At 68.7% G+C, this 19,916-nt stretch carries 20 protein-coding genes; 13 read left to right on the top strand and 7 right to left on the bottom strand.

What is annotated here, in order from left to right; all coding sequences use genetic code 11:
* The 6 genes from LTI14_RS03135 to LTI14_RS03110 all read left to right on the top strand — a co-directional run bounded on the left by LTI14_RS03135 (position 1) and on the right by LTI14_RS03110 (position 6,638).
* Entirely contained in the window at positions 1-2,355 is a 2,355-nt protein-coding gene (locus tag LTI14_RS03135; protein ID WP_241475775.1) for an ATP-binding cassette domain-containing protein, read from the top strand.
* Positions 2,356-2,434: 79 nt separating this feature from the next.
* Positions 2,435-2,839 carry a TOBE domain-containing protein gene (locus LTI14_RS03130; protein WP_241463689.1) on the top strand — a complete coding sequence of 135 codons (405 nt, stop codon included), beginning with the start codon at positions 2,435-2,437 and terminating at the stop codon, positions 2,837-2,839.
* Positions 2,829-3,674, top strand: coding sequence for a molybdate ABC transporter substrate-binding protein (modA, locus tag LTI14_RS03125; protein WP_241475774.1), 846 nt, complete (start codon positions 2,829-2,831; stop codon positions 3,672-3,674). The genes LTI14_RS03130 and modA overlap by 11 nt, the downstream gene beginning before the upstream one ends.
* A gap of 5 nt (positions 3,675-3,679) precedes the next feature.
* A complete protein-coding gene (gene modB / locus LTI14_RS03120; RefSeq protein ID WP_241475773.1) occupies positions 3,680-4,354 on the top strand; it encodes a molybdate ABC transporter permease subunit in 675 nt (224 codons plus the stop codon).
* The gene (locus LTI14_RS03115; RefSeq protein WP_241475772.1) at positions 4,339-5,445 is read left to right on the top strand and encodes an ABC transporter ATP-binding protein; all 1,107 of its coding nucleotides are present in this window, start codon (positions 4,339-4,341) and stop codon (positions 5,443-5,445) included. Before modB ends, LTI14_RS03115 begins: the two co-directional genes overlap by 16 nt.
* Positions 5,442-6,638: a pyridoxal phosphate-dependent aminotransferase gene (locus LTI14_RS03110; protein ID WP_241475771.1), complete on the top strand. Its 1,197-nt coding sequence runs from the start codon at positions 5,442-5,444 to the stop codon at positions 6,636-6,638. Before LTI14_RS03115 ends, LTI14_RS03110 begins: the two co-directional genes overlap by 4 nt.
* A 6-nt stretch (positions 6,639-6,644) precedes the next feature.
* On the opposite strand, the gene LTI14_RS03105 is transcribed toward LTI14_RS03110, so the two are convergent.
* The 5 genes from LTI14_RS03105 to LTI14_RS03085 all read right to left on the bottom strand — a co-directional run bounded on the left by LTI14_RS03105 (position 6,645) and on the right by LTI14_RS03085 (position 12,353).
* Positions 6,645-8,330, bottom strand: a complete 1,686-nt coding sequence (locus LTI14_RS03105; protein ID WP_241475770.1) for a molybdopterin-dependent oxidoreductase — start codon at positions 8,328-8,330, stop codon at positions 6,645-6,647.
* Between the two features lie 62 nt (positions 8,331-8,392).
* Positions 8,393-9,205 (bottom strand): anti-sigma factor, encoded by an 813-nt coding sequence (locus LTI14_RS03100; protein ID WP_241475769.1) that lies wholly within the window; start codon positions 9,203-9,205, stop codon positions 8,393-8,395.
* Positions 9,202-9,759 carry a sigma-70 family RNA polymerase sigma factor gene (locus LTI14_RS03095; RefSeq protein WP_241463696.1) on the bottom strand — a complete coding sequence of 186 codons (558 nt, stop codon included), beginning with the start codon at positions 9,757-9,759 and terminating at the stop codon, positions 9,202-9,204. The genes LTI14_RS03100 and LTI14_RS03095 overlap by 4 nt, the downstream gene beginning before the upstream one ends.
* Before the next feature lie 229 nt (positions 9,760-9,988).
* Entirely contained in the window at positions 9,989-10,732 is a 744-nt protein-coding gene (locus LTI14_RS03090; RefSeq protein ID WP_446740370.1) for a fasciclin domain-containing protein, read from the bottom strand.
* 145 nt (positions 10,733-10,877) lie between these two features.
* Positions 10,878-12,353 (bottom strand): SDR family oxidoreductase, encoded by a 1,476-nt coding sequence (locus tag LTI14_RS03085; protein ID WP_241475767.1) that lies wholly within the window; start codon positions 12,351-12,353, stop codon positions 10,878-10,880.
* 207 nt (positions 12,354-12,560) lie between these two features.
* Between LTI14_RS03085 and idi the strand changes: the two genes are divergently transcribed.
* Genes idi through LTI14_RS03055 form a run of 6 tightly spaced genes read left to right on the top strand, consistent with a single transcriptional unit; the run spans position 12,561 to position 17,207 of the window.
* A complete protein-coding gene (gene idi, locus LTI14_RS03080) occupies positions 12,561-13,133 on the top strand; it encodes an isopentenyl-diphosphate Delta-isomerase (protein WP_241463699.1) in 573 nt (190 codons plus the stop codon).
* Positions 13,130-14,005 carry a phytoene/squalene synthase family protein gene (locus LTI14_RS03075; RefSeq protein WP_241475766.1) on the top strand — a complete coding sequence of 292 codons (876 nt, stop codon included), beginning with the start codon at positions 13,130-13,132 and terminating at the stop codon, positions 14,003-14,005. Before idi ends, LTI14_RS03075 begins: the two co-directional genes overlap by 4 nt.
* The gene (gene crtI, locus LTI14_RS03070) at positions 14,005-15,630 is read left to right on the top strand and encodes a phytoene desaturase family protein (protein ID WP_241475765.1); all 1,626 of its coding nucleotides are present in this window, start codon (positions 14,005-14,007) and stop codon (positions 15,628-15,630) included. The genes LTI14_RS03075 and crtI overlap by 1 nt, the downstream gene beginning before the upstream one ends.
* A 6-nt stretch (positions 15,631-15,636) precedes the next feature.
* The gene (locus LTI14_RS03065) at positions 15,637-15,993 is read left to right on the top strand and encodes a lycopene cyclase domain-containing protein (RefSeq protein ID WP_241475764.1); all 357 of its coding nucleotides are present in this window, start codon (positions 15,637-15,639) and stop codon (positions 15,991-15,993) included.
* Positions 15,994-16,344 carry a lycopene cyclase domain-containing protein gene (locus LTI14_RS03060; RefSeq protein WP_241475763.1) on the top strand — a complete coding sequence of 117 codons (351 nt, stop codon included), beginning with the start codon at positions 15,994-15,996 and terminating at the stop codon, positions 16,342-16,344.
* Positions 16,341-17,207, top strand: coding sequence for a prenyltransferase (locus LTI14_RS03055; RefSeq protein WP_241463704.1), 867 nt, complete (start codon positions 16,341-16,343; stop codon positions 17,205-17,207). Before LTI14_RS03060 ends, LTI14_RS03055 begins: the two co-directional genes overlap by 4 nt.
* A 36-nt stretch (positions 17,208-17,243) precedes the next feature.
* On the opposite strand, the gene LTI14_RS03050 is transcribed toward LTI14_RS03055, so the two are convergent.
* Both LTI14_RS03050 and purB read right to left on the bottom strand, forming a co-directional pair.
* Entirely contained in the window at positions 17,244-17,654 is a 411-nt protein-coding gene (locus LTI14_RS03050) for a VOC family protein (RefSeq protein WP_241470246.1), read from the bottom strand.
* A 146-nt stretch (positions 17,655-17,800) separates the two neighbouring features.
* Positions 17,801-19,255 (bottom strand): adenylosuccinate lyase, encoded by a 1,455-nt coding sequence (purB, locus tag LTI14_RS03045; protein WP_241470245.1) that lies wholly within the window; start codon positions 19,253-19,255, stop codon positions 17,801-17,803.
* A gap of 192 nt (positions 19,256-19,447) precedes the next feature.
* On the opposite strand from purB, the gene LTI14_RS03040 reads away from it, so the two are divergent.
* Positions 19,448-19,912, top strand: a complete 465-nt coding sequence (locus LTI14_RS03040; protein ID WP_241475762.1) for a hypothetical protein — start codon at positions 19,448-19,450, stop codon at positions 19,910-19,912.
* The last annotated feature ends 4 nt before the right edge of the window (positions 19,913-19,916 follow it).

The following is a 19,916-nucleotide window of genomic DNA, read 5'->3' as shown; positions in this document are numbered from 1 at the left end:
ATGAACGAGTCCGCACGCCGCCACGACGTCATCGAGGTGATCGGTGCGCGAGAGAACAACCTCAAGGGCTTCAGTCTGCAGATCCCGAAGCGGGCGCTCACGGTCTTCACCGGGGTCTCCGGCTCGGGGAAGTCCTCACTGGTCTTCGGGACCATCGCCGCGGAGTCTCAACGGATGATCAACGAGACCTACAGCGCCTTCCTGCAGGGGTTCATGCCCAGCCTGAACCGGCCAGATGTCGAGGACCTGCAGGGCCTGACCGCGGCGATCGTGGTCAACCAGGAGCGCCTCGGCGCGAACATCCGCTCCACGGTGGGCACCGTGACCGATGTCAACACACTGCTGCGGATCCTCTTCAGCCGAATCGGGGAGCCGCACATCGGCTCCCCGCAGGCCTTCTCCTTCAACGTGGCAAGCATCAGCGGGGCCGGCGCGGTCAGCTTCGAACGCGGCGGAGAGACCACCAAGGAGCGCCGAGAATTCAGCGTCACCGGCGGCATGTGCCCGCGCTGTGACGGCCGCGGCCAGATCAACGACATCGACGTCGCCCAGCTCATCGATGACACCAGGTCGCTGAACGAGGGCGCCATCACCGTGCCCGGGTACAAGGCCGGCGGATGGTCGGTGCGGTACTACTCCGAGTCCGGCTTCTTCGATCCGGACAAGCCGGTGCGGGACTACACCGAGCAGGAACGTCACGACCTGCTGCACCGCGAGCCCGAGAAGGTCAGCATCGGCGGGATCAACATGACCTACCAGGGCCTGGTGCCGCAGGTGCGCAAGTCCATGCTCGCCAAGGACCGCGACGCGATGCAGCCCCATATCCGGGCCTTCGTGGACCGCGCGGTCACCTTCGTCACCTGCCCCGGATGTGACGGGACCAGGTTGAGCGCGCTCACCCGCTCGGTGACGGTCAGGGGCCGCAACATCGCCGAGGTCTGCGCGATGCAGCTCAGCGACCTGGCCGAGTGGCTGCGCGCACTGGAGGCGCCCGCCGTCGCGCCGCTGCGCGCCTCGCTGCTGGAGACCGTGGAACACTTCATCGACATCGGGCTGGGCTACCTGAGCCTGGATCGCCCCGCCGGCACGCTCTCCGGCGGCGAGGCGCAGCGGGTGAAGATGATCCGCCACCTCGGCTCGGCGCTGACCGACATCACCTATGTCTTCGACGAGCCCACCATCGGGCTGCACCCGCATGACATCGCCCGGATGAACACGATGCTGCTGCGGCTGCGCGACAAGGGCAACACCGTGTTGGTGGTCGAGCACAAGCCCGAGACCATCGAGATCGCCGATCATGTGGTGGACCTGGGCCCTCGGGCAGGGGAGGCCGGCGGTGAGCTCTGCTTCGAGGGCACCGTTGCGGCGCTGCGCGGCAGCGCGACGCTGACCGGCCGGCACCTCGGCTACCGGGCGCAGGTCAAGGACCAGGTCCGTGATTCCAGCGGAGCGCTGGAGATCCGGGGTGCGCGGACCAACAACCTGCGCGACGTCGACGTGGACATCCCCACCGGAGTGCTCACCGTGATCACCGGGGTGGCCGGATCGGGGAAGTCCACGCTGATCGAAGGCAGCCTCGCCGGACGCGAGGGGGTGGCCTTCATCGACCAGGCCGGGATCAAGGGCTCCAGCCGCTCGAACCCCGCCACCTACACGGGGCTCCTGGAGCCCATCCGCAAGGCCTTCGCCAAGGCCAACGGGGTCAAGCCCGCACTGTTCAGTGCGAACTCCGAAGGAGCCTGCCCCACCTGCGGCGGCGCCGGGGTCATCTATACCGAGCTGGGCGTGATGGAGACCGTGGCGAGTCCGTGTGAGGACTGCGAGGGCCGCCGCTTCCGCCGCGAGGTGCTTGCCTACACGCTGGGCGACCTGAACATCAGCCAGGTGCTCAACCTCTCGGTGGATCAGGCGCAAGAGTTCTTCTCCGCCGGAGCAGCCCGGCTGCCCGCCGCCACCAAGATCCTCACCCGACTCTCCGACGTCGGACTCGGCTACCTGCGGCTGGGGCAGCCGCTGAACACCCTCTCCGGAGGCGAGCGGCAGCGGATCAAGCTGGCCACGAAGATGTCCGACCCCGGCGGGGTCTACGTCCTGGACGAGCCCACCACCGGGCTGCACCTGGCCGATGTGGAGAACCTGCTGGGCCTGCTCGATCGGCTCGTGGACTCCGGCACCTCTGTGGTGGTGATCGAACACCACCAGGCGGTGATGGCCCATGCCGACTGGATCATCGATCTGGGTCCCGGCGCCGGCACCGACGGCGGGCGGGTGGTGTTCACCGGCACCCCGGCGCAGCTGATCCATGAGGCTGAGACGCTCACCGCTGAACACCTGGGGCGTTACGTGACCGGGTGAGCCCGAGTCAGGTTAGGATTTTGCAGCTGCTGTGAGGACTGTCCGATCTGGCCGCTGATACACCCATATACTCGTCACCATGACGCAGCTGCGAGTTTCACAGGTCGCCCGCCTTCTGGGAGTCAGCTCCGACACCGTGCGCCGGCTGATCAGCGCAGGGACCCTGAGTGGAGCACCTGACGCAGCCGGACGGACCGCCGTCAGCGGCGAGTCCGTGGCGGCCTACGCGCGGTCTCGTTCCGAGCCCGGCTCTGACGGGTCGCGCGTGTCCGCGAGGAACCGGCTCGAGGGCATCGTCACCGAGGTGAAGACCGACGGGGTGATGGCACAGGTCGAGGTGGCCGCAGGCGCATTCAGGCTGACCTCCCTGATGACCCGCGATGCCGCCGAGGAGATGCGCCTGGCCCCAGGCGTTCCCGCCACCGTCGTGGTCAAGGCCACCAACGCGGTGGTCGAGCTGGGGGAGATCATCGATGAGCGGTAGAGGCCCGAGCGGCAGAAGGCCGCGTCGCCTGCGCGTCGGCGCAGGGGTGGGCGTGATGCTCGCGGTCACGGGCTGCGCGACGCCCGGGTCAGGCAGCTCAGGGCCGGAGACCGATCAGGGCGCTGCCGACGGGCGGGTGCAGGTCGCGGCCGCAGCCGATCTCAAGTACGCCCTCGACGAGGTGATCGATGAGTTCGCTGTCGATCATCCAGAGGTCGAGGTGGCAGTGACCTATGGCTCCTCCGGGAACTTTGCGGCGCAGATCCGCAACGGAGCTCCGTTCGACGTCTACCTCTCCGCAGACATCGAGCTGGCGCAGGATCTCGCCGAGGACGGATTCGGCGACCCGGACTCAGTCTTCGACTACGCCGTGGGCCGCCTGGTCGTCTGGGCGCCGCAGGATTCCCCCGCGGATGTCGAGGCTGGAATCGACGGGCTCGTCGCTGAGGAGGTGCGCACCGTGGCCATCGCTAATCCGGAGCACGCCCCCTACGGCGAGGCCGCCCAGGCCGCGATTCAGACAGCAGGTGCCACCGAGGAGCTGCAGAGCAAGCTCGTGCTCGGGGAGAACATCGCTCAGGCGGCAGAATTCGTGCTGAGCGGCAACGCCGATGCCGGCATCGTCGCCCTGTCACTGGCGCTCTCACCCCCGATGACCGGCGCGGGCAGCCATGTCGAGGTGCCGCTGGACTCGTTCCCCACGCTGCGCCAGGGCGGGATGCTGCTCGATGATGCGACTGTGCAGGATGAAGACTTCGTGGCCTTCATCGGTTCCGAGGAGGGTCAGGCGATCCTTGCCGACTATGGGTTCTACCCGCCCTCGGGCGAGGACTGAGCAGGATGGACTGGGCAGCTGTTGAGCTGAGCATCCGTCTCGCCACGCTGACGACGCTGATCCTGCTCGTCCTGGCGGTGCCGCTGGCGGCGTGGCTGGCGTATTCGAGGCAGCGTTGGACCGCGCTCATCGAAGCGGTGGTGGCGCTGCCGCTGGTGCTGCCCCCCACGGTCCTGGGCTTCTACGTGCTGGTCGCGCTGGGGAACCGGTCGCCGATCGGGCGGTGGTGGGTGGAGCTGACCGGATCTCCGCTGGCGTTCTCCTTCAACGGGCTGCTCATCGCCTCGGTGATCTACAGCCTGCCCTTCGCCGTGCAGCCGATGGTGGCCGCCTTCGTGGGCGTGGATCGACGGCTGCTCGAGGCCTCCACCGTCCTCGGGCGCTCCTGGTCCTCGACGATCCTGCGCGTGGTCCTGCCGCTCTCACGCACCGGGATCACGACCGCCGCGGTGCTCACGTTCGCACACACCATCGGCGAGTTCGGCGTGGTGCTCATGGTCGGCGGCAACATCCCCGGTGAGACCCGGACCATCGCGATCTCCATCTATGACAGCGTCCAGGCCTTCGACTACGACACCGCGGCCACCACGAGCCTGTGGCTGCTGCTGCTCTCCGTCGTCGTCCTCGGGCTGACCTATGGGCTCAACAGCAGGGGGAGGACCATATGGCCGAGGATCTGAACGTGCGGATACGTCACCAGGTCCTAGATGTGGACCTGACCCTCCCGCTGGACGCGTGCGCACCGATCACCGGGGTGTTCGGACCTTCCGGGGCCGGCAAGACGACGCTCCTGCGCTGCATCGCCGGACTCGCCCACCCCGGAGCCGGCTCACGGGTCGCCCTGGGGGGAGAGGTCTGGCAGGGGGAACGACGCGCAGTTCCCGTCCGACGACGCGGGATCGGCTACCTGTTCCAGGACCATGCGCTGTTCCCGCACCTCTCCGTCGCCGCGAACGTGGCCTATGGGATCCCGAAGATGCCACGATCGCTGCGCGAGGAGCGGGTCCGAACGGCTCTGCAGAACGCGCGAGCCGGTCATCTCCTCGACCGGGACACCACGAGCCTCTCCGGCGGGGAGGCGCAGCGCGTGGCTCTGGCCCGCGCGCTGGCGTCCGCTCCGAAGCTGCTGCTCCTCGATGAGCCTTTCAGCGCGCTGGACGCCCCCACCCGCGACCAGCTGCGCGGAGAGCTGCGCGAGATCCTCCTCGCCACCGGCACCCCTGCGCTGCTGGTCACCCATGACCGCTCCGAGGCCTGGGCGCTGGCGGATCGAGTGCTCAGCCTCGCCGACGGCGGAGTCCAGCAGATCGGCTCCGTCGAGGAGGTCTTCAACCGTCCGAGCACGACCTCAGCCGCTCGGGCAGTGGGTGTGGAGAACATCATCCGCGGGGAGATCACCCGACGCAGCGGCGAGAACATCGAAGTCCGGGCGGGAGAGCTGGTGCTGGTCACCCGCAACCCGGAGGGGCTCGAGGTGGGGCAGTCTGCGGCGGTATGCGTTCGCGCGGAGAACATCTCCCTCACCGCGGAGGCACCCGCATCGGCGAAGGCCCCGAACCGCTTCACCGCGCAGGTGGCCGAGATCAGGGAGCGCGGAGCCCTGCACCAGATCCGTCTGCAGACCGACCCGGTGATCACCGCCTATGCGCTGGGATCTGGCTCACGCAGCGCGATGCGGCCGGGTGCGCGGGTGAGCGTCGAGGTCCCGATCGAGCATTGCCACACGATCCGAACTGTTCACACGGAGCGAGTCGATAGGCTGGAGCGATGATGCCCTCGCAGAGATCACAGGTGCCCGGATTCGAGGTGATGAGCATCCTGGCCCGGATCGATGCGATGCGCGCCGCCGGTCGGGATGTCGTCTCGCTGACCGCGGGGGAGCCCGGCTCCGGCGCCCCGCCGGCGGTCAACCAGGCGGCCGCGGAGATCCACGCCGGCAACACCGTGCTGAACTACACCGCCGCGATGGGGATCGCCCCGCTGCGCGCGGCGATCGCGGATCACTATGCCCGCTGGTACGGGGTCACCGTGCCGCCGGCGCGGATCGCGATCACCACCGGCTCCTCGGGGGCCTTCATGCTGAGCTTCCTGGCGTCCTTCGACCCGGGTGACCGGGTCGCGCTGGCCCGGCCGGGGTATCCCGCCTACCGCAACATCCTCAGCGCGCTCGGCATCGAAGTGGTGGATCTGGACTGCGGGCCGCAGGAGCGCTTCCAGCCGACCGTCGCCCAGCTCAAGGAACAGCTCGACGCCGGCACCAGCCTGGCCGGCCTGATCCTCGCGTCCCCGGCGAACCCGACGGGCACCATGATCGAACGTGAGCAGCTGAGCGAGCTCTCCGACTGGTGCGCCGACCATGGGGTCCAGCTCATCAGCGACGAGATCTACCACGGCATCAGCTACGGCGCCGAGACCGTGAGCGCCACCGAGATGGGGGAGGAGGCCGTGGTGATCTCCTCGTTCTCCAAGTACTGGGGGATGCCCGGCTGGAGGCTCGGTTGGATGGTGCTGCCCGAACATCTGGTGGACCCGGTCTCCAGGCTCGCCGGAAACGTGGCGCTGTGTCCGCCGCACGCCACCCAGCTCGCAGCCGTGCAGGCCTTCACCCCCGAATCGCTGGACTTCGCCGCATCCCAGGTCAGCGGCTACGCAGCGGCACGCGAGCGGGTGCTGGGACTCATTCCGCAGCTCGGCTGGGGTGAGGTCGCGCCGGCAGACGGCGCCTTCTACGTCTACGCCCATCTGGGCGAGCAGCTCGAGCGGTTCGGGGACTCCCCGACCTACTGCGCGGCGCTGCTGGAAGGCGCCGGCGTCGCCGTCGTGCCGGGCACCGACTTCGATCCGGTGGCAGGGCATCACTGGGTCCGGCTCAGCCTGGCCCCCGGGGAGCAGGCTGTGGCAGAGGGGCTGCGCCGGATACTGGCGTTCCAGGAGGAGCAGGCGGAGCAGACCGGATCAGTCTGACCACGATCACTCCACGCTGAACTCGATCCGGTGCTGCCCGGTCGCGGCGTTCGGGATCGGGTCGCGCCGCTCATCGGTCTGGGTCTCCCCGGCGGCGTTGATCGCGCGCACGGTCACCGAGTGCCGGCCTGAGTCGACGTCGGCAAAGGCATGTCGCCACTGCCGCCAGGTGTCGATGTTGACCTCGTCGCCCAGCTCCACGGCCTCCCAGTCGCCGTCGTCCAGGCGGACCTCGACGGCTTCGATGCCCTCATGCTGGGCCCAGGCGCTGCCGGCGACGACGAGCTCCTCCCCGCTGGCCACCCGGGCCAGCGGCCGAGGCACATCGATGCGGGAGGCGACCAGTATCGGTCCCTCGGCGTCCCAGCCGCGGTCGGTCCAGTAGGCGGTCTCGGCATCGAAGCGGGTGACCTCCAGCTCGGTGACCCACTTGGTCGCCGAGACATAGCCGTAGAGGCCCGGGACGACCATTCGAGCCGGGTAGCCGTGCTGTGCCGGCAGCGGCTCGCCGTTCATGCCCACCGCGAGCAGGCAGGCGCGGTCCTCGTCGGTGAGCACCTCCAGCGGGGTCGACGCCGTCCAGCCGTCGATCGAGCGGGAGAGCACCATGTCAGCCTCGCTCAGCGGGCGGGCCCGGGCGAGCAGCTCGCGGATCGGGTAGCCCAGCCAGGTGGCGTTGCCGAGCAGATCTCCGCCGACCGGGTTCGAGACGCAGGCCAGCGTGATGTGGTGCTCCTGAAGCGGCAGGTCGAGCAGCTCGTCCATGTCGATGGTGACCTCCTCCTCGACCAGGCCATGGATCCGCAGCGTCCAGTCCTGCGGGGCGAGCTCCGGCACCACCAGCGCGGTGTCGATCCGGTAGAAGTCGTTGTTCGGGGTGATGAACGCAGGCACCCCGTCCACGCCGACGCTGGCGCCGGCGGGGATAGCGGCAGCGCGCACCGCGGGGGAGGGGAGGACCAGCCGCGCCGCCGCCGACCCGGCCTCGCGACCGAGCGCGTTGACGGAGCGTCCGAAGGTGATCGAGCCCGCGGCGATGGCGGTGCCGGCGGCGGCCAGGCCCAGGAAACGACGCCGTGAATGGGCGCGCTCGTCCTCGGTGCTGGGGCGGGTGGCAGCGGCGCCCCGGGTATCCGCCGGCCGGTCGAGCGGAGCCGATCCGGCCCGATCCGCCTGAGCAGCCTCGGCGGCCCGGGTGAGCCCGGTGGCGGCGCCGCTGAGCAGCAGCAGGCTGAGGATCCCGAGTCCGGCGCCGACCAGCGTGGGCAGCGCATCAAGCGGGGAGCTCTCCGGGCGCAGCAGCACCACGATCAGCAGGAGCACCGCGACGGCGGAGAACAGGCCCACGGCCAGGCGCAGACTGCGTCGGGCCAGGGCCCCGATCAAGGCCGCCAGGATCATCCCGACGACGCCCATGCTCAGGTAGAGCACCAACTTGTTGTTGCTGCCGAAGTAGGAGATCGCAAAGTCCTGCAGCCAGCTGGGGGAGAGCGTGATGATCGTGGAGCCCAGCGAGACCAGCGGCGAGGAGGCGGGTCCGAAGAGCTGGGAGACCAGATCTGCCACGCCGAGGAAGATCGCGGCTGCGAGGACGCCGGCGATCAGATGGGGGATCAGACGGCGCCGTCGTCTCGCCGGCCGGGAGGATCCGCGGCCGGCGGTTCCGGGGGTCTCGTGCACTGTCTCAGTCATATCTTCAGTTCGGAGCCGAGCCGCGGTTGGATGGGTGGACGGTGATCTCTGCAGGACCTGGGTCAGAGATCCGCGAGCACCACCGGATCGCTGGTCGGCTCTTCAGAGCCGCCCGCGGGCTCCACGGTGACTCCGAAGATCATGTCCTCATCCATCGCGAGGTCGGTCAGCAGCTCGGTGCTGGTGCCGGTCATCAGGCCGGCGCTGTGCGGGCCCTCCTCGTCGATCAGCCATAGCTGCATGGTCTGATCCGCGGGGAGCTCGGGCATGTCGTGCGGGGTCAGATGCAGCATCTGCTCGGAGACCGAGTAGGCCAGCGTGACGCGCCCGCCGCCGGTCGCCTCGGCCTCGGTGAATGCTAGGTCCGAGGCGCTGAGCAGCCGCTGGGTGCGCTCGCGCTCAGCCTCGGCGACGGTCAGCGACTCCTGGATCTGGGTGGTGTCGTGCTGCTGGTTGATCAGCGCGCCGGCAAGCACCGCGGAGAGCAGCAGCAGCGTGGAGGCCGCGAGGGCGAAGAGCATGGTGGTCGGACGTCGAGTCTTTTCTGGGCCTGGGCCTGGGCCTGGGCTGGTGACGGGGGCCGAGGCCCCAGCCGCGGTGGGTGCAACAGGTTCCGCAGCGTGCTCAGGTGCAGTCCGCTCCGGTGCAGCCTGCTGGTGCAGCCGGGGGATGCTGAGGATCGCAGCCTCGGTCTCGGCGCTGGGGGCGACGGCATCGTCGGACCCGGCCAGCAGCCCCAGCGTCTCGCAGAAGGACTGGACCTCTTCGGCGAAGTCGGGATCAGCGGCTTCGAGGTCGAGGGCCTCGATCATCTCGGCGTCGGCCAGGGTCCCGAGGGCAAGGCCGGCTGCCAGGTATTCGCGATCGGCGTTCATCCGGCACCTCCTAGCTGAGCCCTGAGTCTTCGCATGCCGTCTCGTATTCTAGATTTCACTGTCCCGAGGGGGACATCGAGTCGCTGTGCGATCTCGGAATGGGAAAGTTCCTGGTAGTAGGCCATCGCGATGGCGGTGGCCTGCTCTTCGGGAAGCGTCTGCAGCGCTGTCTGCGCGCGGGCCGCCTCCACCTGAGTGAGGACTGAGTCCTGGACGTCGGGCTCATGTGCATGAGCCTCCTTCACCCCCTGGGTGAAGTCTCTGTTCTGCTGGGCCTGCACCGCTCTGACCCGGTCGATCGCTCGGCGCCGACACATGGTGGTCAGCCAGGCGCGTCCGCTTCCAGCCTGGACGCGGTAGCTGTGGCAGTTGACCCAGACCTCGGTGAAGATCTCTTGGAGAACCTCCTCCGCGAGTGATCTGTTCCGCAGCACCCGCAGCGCGGTGGCCAGCAGGATCGAGCTCTGTTCGCGGTAGAGCTGCTCGAAGGCCAGCTCATCACCCTGCTGGATCTTCAGCAGCAGGGTGCCGCACGGGTCTGCGGGAGCACGCACGGGAAGCTGCGCGCGCCCCGCGGCTGACCCGGTACTTCCCGTCTCGTGCATTCCAACAGGATGCCACACCCCGAGGGGTGATTCCTGCACCGACCGACTCCTGCCGATATGCGACGGGAACCGACGAAGGCGGCGCCCCGCACCCCAACAGATGGGTGGGTGCCGAGCGCCGCCTTGGTCGTTCTTCAACTGCTGCGGAAGGGTCAGCGGTGACCGTTCCCGCCGAGGATCACTCCTCCTCGGCTGCTGCCGGCATCAGGACGGCGTCGACCATGTAGACGGTGGCGTTGGAGGTCATCACGCCGCCACAGACGAGGCCGGCGTCGTCGAAGGTGAGGTCGTCGCCCTCGCCCTCGATGGTCACGGTCGCGCCGTTGACGGTCTCGTGCTCACCGGCGATCTCATCGGGAGACATCTGGCCGGGGATGACGTGGTAGGTCAGCACCTCGGTCAGCATGTCAGCGTCCTCGACCACTGCGTTGAGGTCTTCCTCGGGGATCTCGCCGAAGGCGTCATCGGTGGGGGCGATCACGGTGAACTCGTCACCGTTGAGCGTGTCGACCAGGTCGACATCGGGGTTCAGCTCGCCGGAGACTGCCGCGGTCAGCGTGGTCAGCATCGGGTTGTTCGAGGCTGCGGTGGCCACTGGATCCTGTGCCATGCCGCCGACGGAGCCGTCACCCTCGGGGACTTCCTCGGCGTAGGCCTCACAGGAGGCGCCGACCAGGTTCGCCGCGGGATCTGATTCGTCCATGGACTCTTCGTCATCCATCGACTCTTCCTCGTCCATGGACTCGGTCTCTTCGTCGGTGGCCTCGGTCTCGGTGCCCTCGGTGCCCTCGGTCTCCTCGGTCATCTCCTGGTCGGTCTCTGCCGCCGGCTCCTCGGCGTTGTCGCCGCAGGCGCTGAGGCCCAGCAGGGCCACCATGCCGATTCCGAGCAGGGAAGTGGTTTTGCGCATCTCGGTCTTCATGACTGAATCTCCTGTTGGTCGCACGTTGGTCTGATTCACAGCCACTGATCGTGGTGTCGACCAGGCCATGTACGCAGAGTTCGGAACCAGAGCAGGATCGGATGGTGAAAATCTGAAAAACCTTTCCAGCCCCACCCGGACCGGGTCAGTCTTCGGCGCTCGCCTGCTCGGCATCGGCGAGGATCCGGGCCGCCATCTTCTTGAAGATGATGGCGTGGAACGGGGTGACCCCGAGCCAGTAGGCGCGTCCGGCGAGGCCGCGGGGGAAGAAGATCGCGCGCTGCCGGTAGCGGGAGCCGGTTCCCTCCGGCTCCACCGTGAATTCCAGCCACGCCTGGCCGGGCACCTTCATCTCGGCACGAAGGCGCAGCAGCCGACCGCGCTGAAGCTCCTCGACCCGCCACCAGTCCAGGGTGTCGCCCAGCGCGAGCTCGCCGCGGCTGCGCCGCCCCCGTCCCATCCCGACGCCGCCGACCAGCTTGTCGGCCAGTCCGCGCAGCGCCCAGGCGCGGGAGAGCGAGAAGTAGCCGGTCTCCCCGCCGATGCCTTCGATGACGGCGAAGACCGCTTCGGGGGAGGCGGTGGAGAGCCGCTCGCGCTCATCGACCAGCACCGAGCGTCCGGTCCATTCCGGGTCCGAGGGCAGTGACTCCGAGGGCACGTCCAGCGGATGGGCGGCGGCCCAGGTGGTCTCCACCCGGTCGGCGGAGATCTTGTCCAGGGCGAGCCGCACCGAGGTCTCGTAGTCGGTGAGTCCCCCTTCGGGAGGTTCGATGATGTCATTGATGATCTGGTCCTTGACCACGCAGTCATGCTGGAGCGATTCCACCAGCGGGATCGCCAGGGTGCGCGGAATCGGGGTGACCAGATTGACCCACTGGGCGGCGAGCCAGGGGGTGAGCACCGGCAGCGCGATCACGTGGGGCTCGTTGAGCCCGGCGGTGCGGGCGTAGATCTTCATCAGCTGCGCGTAGGTGTGCACATCGGGCCCGCCGATGTCGGCGCGGACGCTGGAGCTCAGCTCGATGTCCATGGCGCGGGTCAGGTAGTGCAGCGCATCGCGCACCGCGATGGGCTGGATCTGGTTAAGCACCCATTTCGGGGCGGGCATGACCGGCAGCACGTCGGTGAGGTGGCGGATCATCTCGAAGCTGGCGGAGCCGGAGCCGATCACCAGTCCGGCCTGCAGGGTCAGCGTGGGGACGCCGCTGGACTCCAGCACCTCGCCCACGTGGACTCGGGAGCGCAGGTGCGCGCTGAGCTCACCTGCGCTGGTGTCGGGGTGGAGGCCGGCGAGGTAGACGATATGGTCGACGCCCGCTTCCTTCGCCGCGGTCCCCAGGACCTCGGCGCACCGCTCGTCGAGCTCTTCGAAGCTGCGGTCAGAGGTCATCGAATGGACCAGGTAGTAGGCGGTGTCAGCACCCTCGCAGAGGTCTCGGGCGGCCTCGGGGTCGGTGAGGTCCCCTTCTACGACGGTGACCTCGTCACGCCAGGGGACATCGCGCAGCGCCTCTGCCCGGCGCGTGAGCACCCGCACCTTGTGTCCTGCGCGGAGCAGCTGGGGCACCAGCCGCCCTCCGATATATCCAGTCGCTCCGGTCACCGCTGCTGTTGCCATCTGGCCCACGTCCTCGCTCGAAGATCTCCGCGGCTTCAACAGCGTGCAAGGCCGTGCCGCGGCACGTTGCGGTCAATCTAACACCGTCATCTGCGCGGACTCTGAGTAAGTCATACCGAGTCAGCTTCTGGTCATGGTCACGTCTTATCCGCGCGGCGACTGTGACGTGTCCCGCACGCGGGCGGCTTCTGTAGTTATGCTCGATCCATGACTTCAGGCTCGTCCTCGACAGAGGAACACGTAGTTCTCCTTTCGGAGGCCGGAGCGCCCGTGGGCTCCGCCCCCAAGGCCACGGTGCACACCGCTGACACCCCGCTGCATCTCGGGTTCTCCTGCTATCTCTTCGACGCCGCGGGCCAGCTGCTGCTCACCCGTCGGGCGCTGTCCAAGACCACCTGGCCGGGAGTGTGGACCAACAGCTTCTGCGGACACCCCGGCCTGGAGGAGGAGCTCACCGACGCCGTGCGCCGGCGGGCCCACGAGGAGCTCGGTGCGGAGCTGACCGAGATCCGCGCCGCGCTGCCGGAGTTCAGGTATCGCGCGGTGGACGCCAGCGGCGTCGTCGAGAACGAGATCTGCCCGGTCTTCACCGCGGTGCTGACCTCGGAGCTGGCGCCGGTGGATGACGAGGTCAGTGAGTGGCAGTTCTGCGAGCTGGACGCCGTGAAGCGCGCCGTGGCCGATGCGCCCTTCGCGTTCAGCCCCTGGATGGTCGAGCAGCTCGCCGCCCTGGAACATCTTGCCTCGTTCAAGCAGCCCGGCCGAGGTGCCACCGCGTGAGCGCCCCCGCTGATCCGGCAGAACACTTCACCTCCACCGCGCGTGCCGCCGCGGACCGGGTGATCTCCTCCTACTCCACCTCATTCGGGCTGGCCACCCGGCTTCTGGGTCCGCGTCACCGCAGCCACGTGCGCAGCATCTACGCCCTGGTCCGGGTCGCCGATGAGGTGGTCGACGGTGCCGCCAGCGCGGCCGGACTGGATCCGGCGCAGAAGGCCGAGGCGTTGGAGCACTATGCCGAGGAGACCCGACGCGCTCTGGCCCGCGGGTACAGCACCGATCTGGTGGTGCACGCCTTCGCCCGCACCGCCATCGAGGCGCAGATCGGGCTGGACCTGATCGATCCCTTCTTCGACTCGATGCGCGCGGATCTGGAACCGGCCTCCTATGGCGCCGCCGAGCACGCGAGCTATGTCTACGGCTCCGCCGAGGTGATCGGGCTGATGTGTCTGCAGGTGTTCCTGCGCGAAGTCCAGCGCACGCCCGCCGAACGCGAGATCCTCATCAACGGGGCGCGTGCGCTGGGGGCGGCGTTCCAGAACATCAACTTTCTGCGCGACCTCGCCGAAGACACTGCGGAGCTCGGGCGCGACTACCTGGACGGCGGCGCGGGTCTCACCGAGGCCCAACGCCAGGCGTGGGTGGACACGATCCGAGGCCAGCTCGCCGAGGCCCGGGCCGCGATGCCGCTGCTCCCGCGCGATGCGCGCACCGCGGTGCGCAGCGCCTGTGCACTCTTCGAGGCGCTGCTCGAGAAGATCGCGGTGACACCGGTGGAGGAGCTCTACCATTCAAGGGTCCGGGTCTCGAATGCCTGCAAAGCAGGGCTGGCCGCCCGGTCCGCCCTGACCACACGACTGGAGACCCACTGATGCCTCGCACCATTGTGATCGGCGCCGGAGTCGCCGGACTCGCCAGCGCCGCGCTGCTGGCCCGTGAAGGCCATGACGTCCTGGTCCTGGAGAAGGGCACCCGCACCGGCGGTCGGGCCGGGATGCTGGCCGAGGACGGCTTCCAGTTCGACACCGGCCCCTCCTGGTACCTGATGCCCTCGGTCTTCGAGCACTTCTACAACCTGATGGGCACGACGTCGGCGGAGCAGCTCACGCTGGTGGACCTGGACCCCGCCTACCGGGTCTACTCCGAGCCCGAACCCGGCCAGCCGCCGTCGGCTCCGGTGGACCTGCCCAAGGGTGCGGAGCGGGTCCGGGCGCTCTTCGAGGAGCTCGAACCAGGCAGCGGGCCGGCGCTGGACAAGTACATCGCGTCGGCCAAGCGCACCACCGAGATCGCCGAGCGGCGCTTCCTCTACAACCCCTTCAAGCGGCTGGACAACCTGGCAGTCCCCGAGGTGCTCAAGTCCGCCCCGGAGCTCGCGCGGCTGCTGCTGACCTCGCTGGAGCGCTTCGTGCAGCGTCGGTTCAAGCATCCGGTGCTGCGCCAGATCCTCGGCTACCCGGCGGTATTCCTGGGCACCCGGCCGCAGGACGCGCCCGCCATGTACCACCTGATGAGCGCCCTGGACCTCGACGACGGCGTGCGGTACCCGCTCGGCGGATTCTGGGAGGTCATCGCGAGCTTCCGGCGCCTCGCAGAAGGAGCTGGGGCCGAGATCACCACCGGCGCAGAGGTCCTCGAGATCCTCACCGAATCCGCACCTGGTTCCAGGTTCCGGACCGGCCCGCGCCGCACCGCCACCGGCGTCCGCTGGCGCGACGAGCAGGGCACGGTGCACACCGAGCGCGCCGATCACGTGGTCTCCGCGGCGGATCTGCACCACACCGAGACCGCCCTGCTCTCTGCCCAGGACCGCAGCTACCCCGAGGGCTGGTGGGACAAGGTCACTTCCGGCCCCGGTGCGGTGCTGGTGATGCTCGGGGTGCGCGGGAAGCTCCCAGAGCTCGCCCACCATTCGCTGTTCTTCACCCGGGACTGGACCGCGAACTTCGAGTCCATCTTCGGAGCGAGCCCCTCCATCCCGACGCCAGCCTCCTCCTACGTCTGCCGGGCCAGCGCGAGCGAACCGGGACTGGCGCCGGAGGATCACGAGAACCTCTTCGTGCTGATCCCGGTCCCGGCTGACGTCTCCCTGGGCGCAGGCGGCCGCGACGGCGCCGGGGACCCAGCCGTGGAGCAGATCGCGCAGGCGGCCATCGAGCAGATCGGCGGCTGGGCCGGGATCGAGGACTTCGAGGACCGGATCGTGCTGCGTGAGACCGTCGGCCCCGCGGACTTCGCGGCGGACTACAACTCCTGGCGCGGCTCGGTGCTGGGCCAGGCGCACACGCTGCGGCAGTCCGCGATGTTCCGCCCGCAGAACGTCTCGCCCAAGGTGAGCGGGCTCTACTACGCCGGGGGCACCGTCGCGCCGGGAATCGGCGTGCCGATGTGTCTGATCAGCGCGGAGCTGGTGCTCAAGCACCTGCGCCGCGACTACAGCGCCGGACCGCTGAGTCCCGATTCGCTGCGTCCTGCGCGTGCAGGTGCGGCAGGCTGATCACGCGTGTCCTTCCTGTACCTGGCCGGGCTGCTGCTGGCCACCTTCTGCATGCTGCTCATCGATCGGCGCTTCCGGCTCTTCTTCTTCGCGGACCCGCGCGTGGCCGCGGTGGTGACCCTTCTCGGCGTCGTCTTCTTCCTGCTCTGGGACTTCGCCGGCATCGGGCTGGGGATCTTCCTGATGGGTCAGAGCCGCTATCTCACCGGGGTCGTGCTCGGGCCTGAGATGCCGCTGGAGGAGCCGGTGTTCCTGATGTTCCTGAGTCTGTGCACCATGATCATCTACACCGGTGCCGCCAGGCTCCTCGGCCACCGGGCCGAGCAGAGCCGACTCCGTGCGCGCAGCGGAGGGGGTTCCTAGATGGCGTATCTCTGGCTGAGCCTGGCCTTCATGGTCCCGGCGGTGCTCGCCGCGGTGCTGCTGCGCCGCAGCATCCATTGGGGTGCAGCGGCGCTGACCACCGCGCTGCTGCTGGGCCTGACCGCGGTCTTCGACAATGTGATCATCGGACTGGACATCGTGCGCTACGGCCACGAACATCTGATGGGCCTCTACCTGGGGCTGGCGCCGCTGGAGGACTTCAGCTATTCGCTGGCCGCGGTGCTGCTGCTCCCTGCCGCCTGGCACCTGCTGCGCCGGCGGAAGCCGACGCGCGCCGGGGGCAGCGTTGAAGCCGACCCGGGACGCGGCACGAACGAGTCGCGCGGATGAGCCTGATCCGTCAGCTGCTGCTGTCCTCGCGCCCCTTCAGCTGGATCAACACCGCGTTCCCCTTCGCCGCCGCCTATCTCTTCGCGGCGCGGGAGATCGACTGGGTGCTGGTGCTCGGCGCGCTGTTCTTCCTGATCCCCTACAACGTGGCGATGTACGGGATCAACGACGTCTTCGACTATGAATCGGATCTGCGCAATCCGCGCAAGGGCGGCATCGAGGGCGCGCTGCTGGACCCGGAGCTGCACCCGACCGTGCTGTGGATCTCTGCGTTGAGCACCGTGCCGCCGGCGCTGCTGCTGATGCTCGGCGGCGGGCCCCTGACCTGGGCGGCGATGCTGGTGAGCCTCTTCGCCGTCGCCGCCTACTCGGTCAAGGGGCTGCGGTTCAAGGAGCGGCCGTTCCTGGACTCGCTGACCTCCAGCACCCACTTCGCCAGCCCCGCCGTGGTCGGATTCGCGCTCGCCCATGACCGGGTCGGCTTCACCCCGGGGCCCACTGAGCTGATCATCCTGGGCGCGTTCTTCCTCTGGGGCATGGCAGCCCACGCGTTCGGCGCCGTCCAGGACGTGGTGCCCGACCGCGAAGCCGGCATCTCCTCGGTGGCCACCGCGATCGGCGCGCGGTCCACCGTGCGGATGGCGGTGCTGCTCTGGGCCGGCGCCGGGGTGCTGCTTCTCCTCGGGCAATGGCCCACCCCGCTGGCCGCGCTGCTCGTGATCCCCTACATGGCGATCTCGCTGCCCTGGTTCAACGTCCCCGATGAGACCTCCGCCGCGGTGAACTCCGCCTGGCGGAAGTTCATCTGGCTGAACTACGGCTGCGGATTCCTGGCGACGATGATGCTGATCTGGTTCTGGTGAGGCTGCTCGTGGTGAGGCTGCGCGTGGTGCGGCTGCTCAGCGCGACGCATTGACCATCCAGGGGACCCCGAACCTGTCGGTGAGCATCCCGAAGGTGTCGCCCCAGGGGGACTTCGCCATCGGTTCGTTGATCTCCGCGCCCTCGGAGAGCTTCTCCCACCACTTCTCGAGCGTCGTGTGCTCGGCGTCGTCAGGGGCGCTGTTGCTCAGCGACACCGTGCCCAGCACGCTGGGCATGCCCGGAGGCGCATCGGCGGCCATCAGGTGGACCCCGCGCTCGATGAACAGCGACCCGTGCATGATCAGGTCCTTGGACTCATCCTCGGCGCCCATGCCCTGGGCGTAGGTCATCATCTCCAGGTCTCCGCCGAAGACCGAGTGGTAGAACTCCAGCGCGTGGCGGGCAGTCCCGGAGAACTGCAGGTAGGGGGTCAGGCCGATGGTCATGGCGAACCTTCCGTGATCAGAGTCAGGTGAACGTCGTCATTCTCACCTGACAGCGAGCACAGGGGAAGACCTGCAGGCCCCCCGCGCCGAGACCCCGCGCCGAGACCCCGCGGGGGCTCGGCGCAGCGTGCTCAGCCGCAGCGTGTTCAGCCGCGGGGCGCGAACTCCACCGCCAGCTGGGCGGCCAGGCCGGTGTAGGCGCCGGGGGTCAGCTGGGCGAGCCGGGCTTCGGCGTCCTTGCTCAGGCCGAGTCCGGTGACGAACTCCTTGAGCTTCTCCGCGTCCACCCGACGACCGCGGGTGAGCTCCTTGAGCCGCTCGTACGGGTTCTGCATGTCGGCTACGCCGGCGATGGCCTCGGCGCGCATCACGGTCTGGATGGCCTCGCCGAGGACCTCCCAGTTCGCGTCGAGATCTGCCGCGATGACCTCCGCGGCGACGTCGAGCTGCTTGAGTCCCTTGCTCATATTGCTCAGTGCCAGCACCGAATGGCCCATCGCGGTGCCGATGTTGCGCTGGCCGGAGGAGTCGGTGAGATCGCGCTGCCAGCGGGACTCCACCAGCGTGGAGCCCAGCGCGTCGAGCAGCGCGTTGGAGATCTCCAGGTTGGCCTCGGCGTTCTCGAAGCGGATCGGGTTGACCTTGTGCGGCATGGTGGAGGAGCCGGTGGCGCCGGCGACCGGGATCTGCCGGAAGAACCCGATGGAGATGTAGCTCCACACATCCACGCAGAGCCCGTGCAGGATCCGGTTGAACCGGGCCATGTCCGCGTAGAGCTCGGCCTGATAGTCGTGGGACTCGATCTGGGTGGTCAGCGGGTTGAAGGTGAGGCCCAGCTTCTCCACGAACCGCTGCGCCAGAGCGGGCCAGTCGGCCTCGGGGGCGGCGGCGAGGTGCGCGGCGTAGGTGCCGGTGGCGCCGTTGATCTTGCCCAGGAACTCCTGGGACTCGATCCGGCGCAGCTGGCGACGCAGCCGATGGACGAAGACCGCGATCTCCTTGCCCAGCGTGGTCGGGGTGGCCGGCTGTCCGTGGGTGCGCGAGAGCATCGGCACCTCGGCGGCGTCCTGAGCCAGCTCAGCCAGCCCGTCCAGGGTCGTGCGGGCGGCAGGGAGCCAGACCTCGGCCACGGCGTCGCGGATCCCCAGAGCGTAGGAGAGGTTGTTGATGTCCTCGCTGGTGCAGGCGAAGTGCACCAGCGGGGTGAGCTCGCTGAGCCCCAGCCCCTCGAGCCGACGGGCGATGAAGTACTCCACGGCCTTCACATCGTGGTGGGTCTGCGCCTCGATGGCGCCGAGCTCGGAGAGCTGCTCAGGTCCGAACTCGGTGACGATGCTGCGCAGCCCGTTGACCTGCTCCGCCGTGAGGGTGGGGAGCCCGGAGAGCACCTGTTCGGAACAGAGGTGGATGAACCATTCGACCTCCACATGGATCCGGTGCCGGTTCAGCGCCGCCTCGGAGAGGTGATCCACCAGCGGCGCCACCGCGCTGCGATACCGGCCGTCCAGGGCGCCCAGGGCGATCTGCGGCTGCGCATCAGCGAGCCGGACGCGGGTCGGAGAGACGGTGGGCGCAGCGGTGACATCAGTGGAGTGGGCCATGGCCTGATTCTTTCATGAGTTTTCCCCAGCACCGGCGACGACGACGCCGCGCGGCAGGGTGCTCCACGGGTCCCGTGACGGAGGATCACCCGCGGGTGCGGGTGCCTAGATTGGGAAGTGTCAACAGGGTCTCAGCAGGGCCGGCGCCGGCACTCCTCTGCCAGCCCATGCAGAACAAGGATGTGAGCAAGCATGGTCTTCTCCCGGGCCGCCCAGCAGTTCGACGAGGCGGCGGAGCACTATGAGCAGGCGGCGATGCGGCTGGACGCCGTGGCCGAACGCTCCGAGGAGTGTGTGCAGGCGATCATCGCCGGGCAAGACGGGATCCACTGGCACTCTCCAGCCGGTCAGGCCTTCACCGCCGTGACCTTCCACCATGTCGGAGAATGCCGGAGACGGCAGTCCCGGCTCTTCGAGATGTCCGCGAGCGCCAGGATCATCGCAACAGATCTGCGCGAGCAGGCCCAGCGGGCGCGGCTGCTGGCCGCGGCCGTGGATGCCGCACTCGCTGCCGTCCCGGCGGCCGGCACCGAGCTCGCGACCCAGGCGCTGGTGCACGGCGCCCGGGGCGCCTCGGAGAGCGCCGAAGGTTTCCTTCGGTTCGTGGAGTCCCACGGCGGCCTTCCGCTGGCCCGCCTGGCGGCTGCGCAGGGGTGAGCTG

Source organism: Nesterenkonia sp. YGD6, assembly GCF_022565895.1.
Classification (GTDB): domain Bacteria; phylum Actinomycetota; class Actinomycetes; order Actinomycetales; family Micrococcaceae; genus Nesterenkonia.
This window is presented reverse-complemented; position numbering and strand designations above follow the sequence as displayed.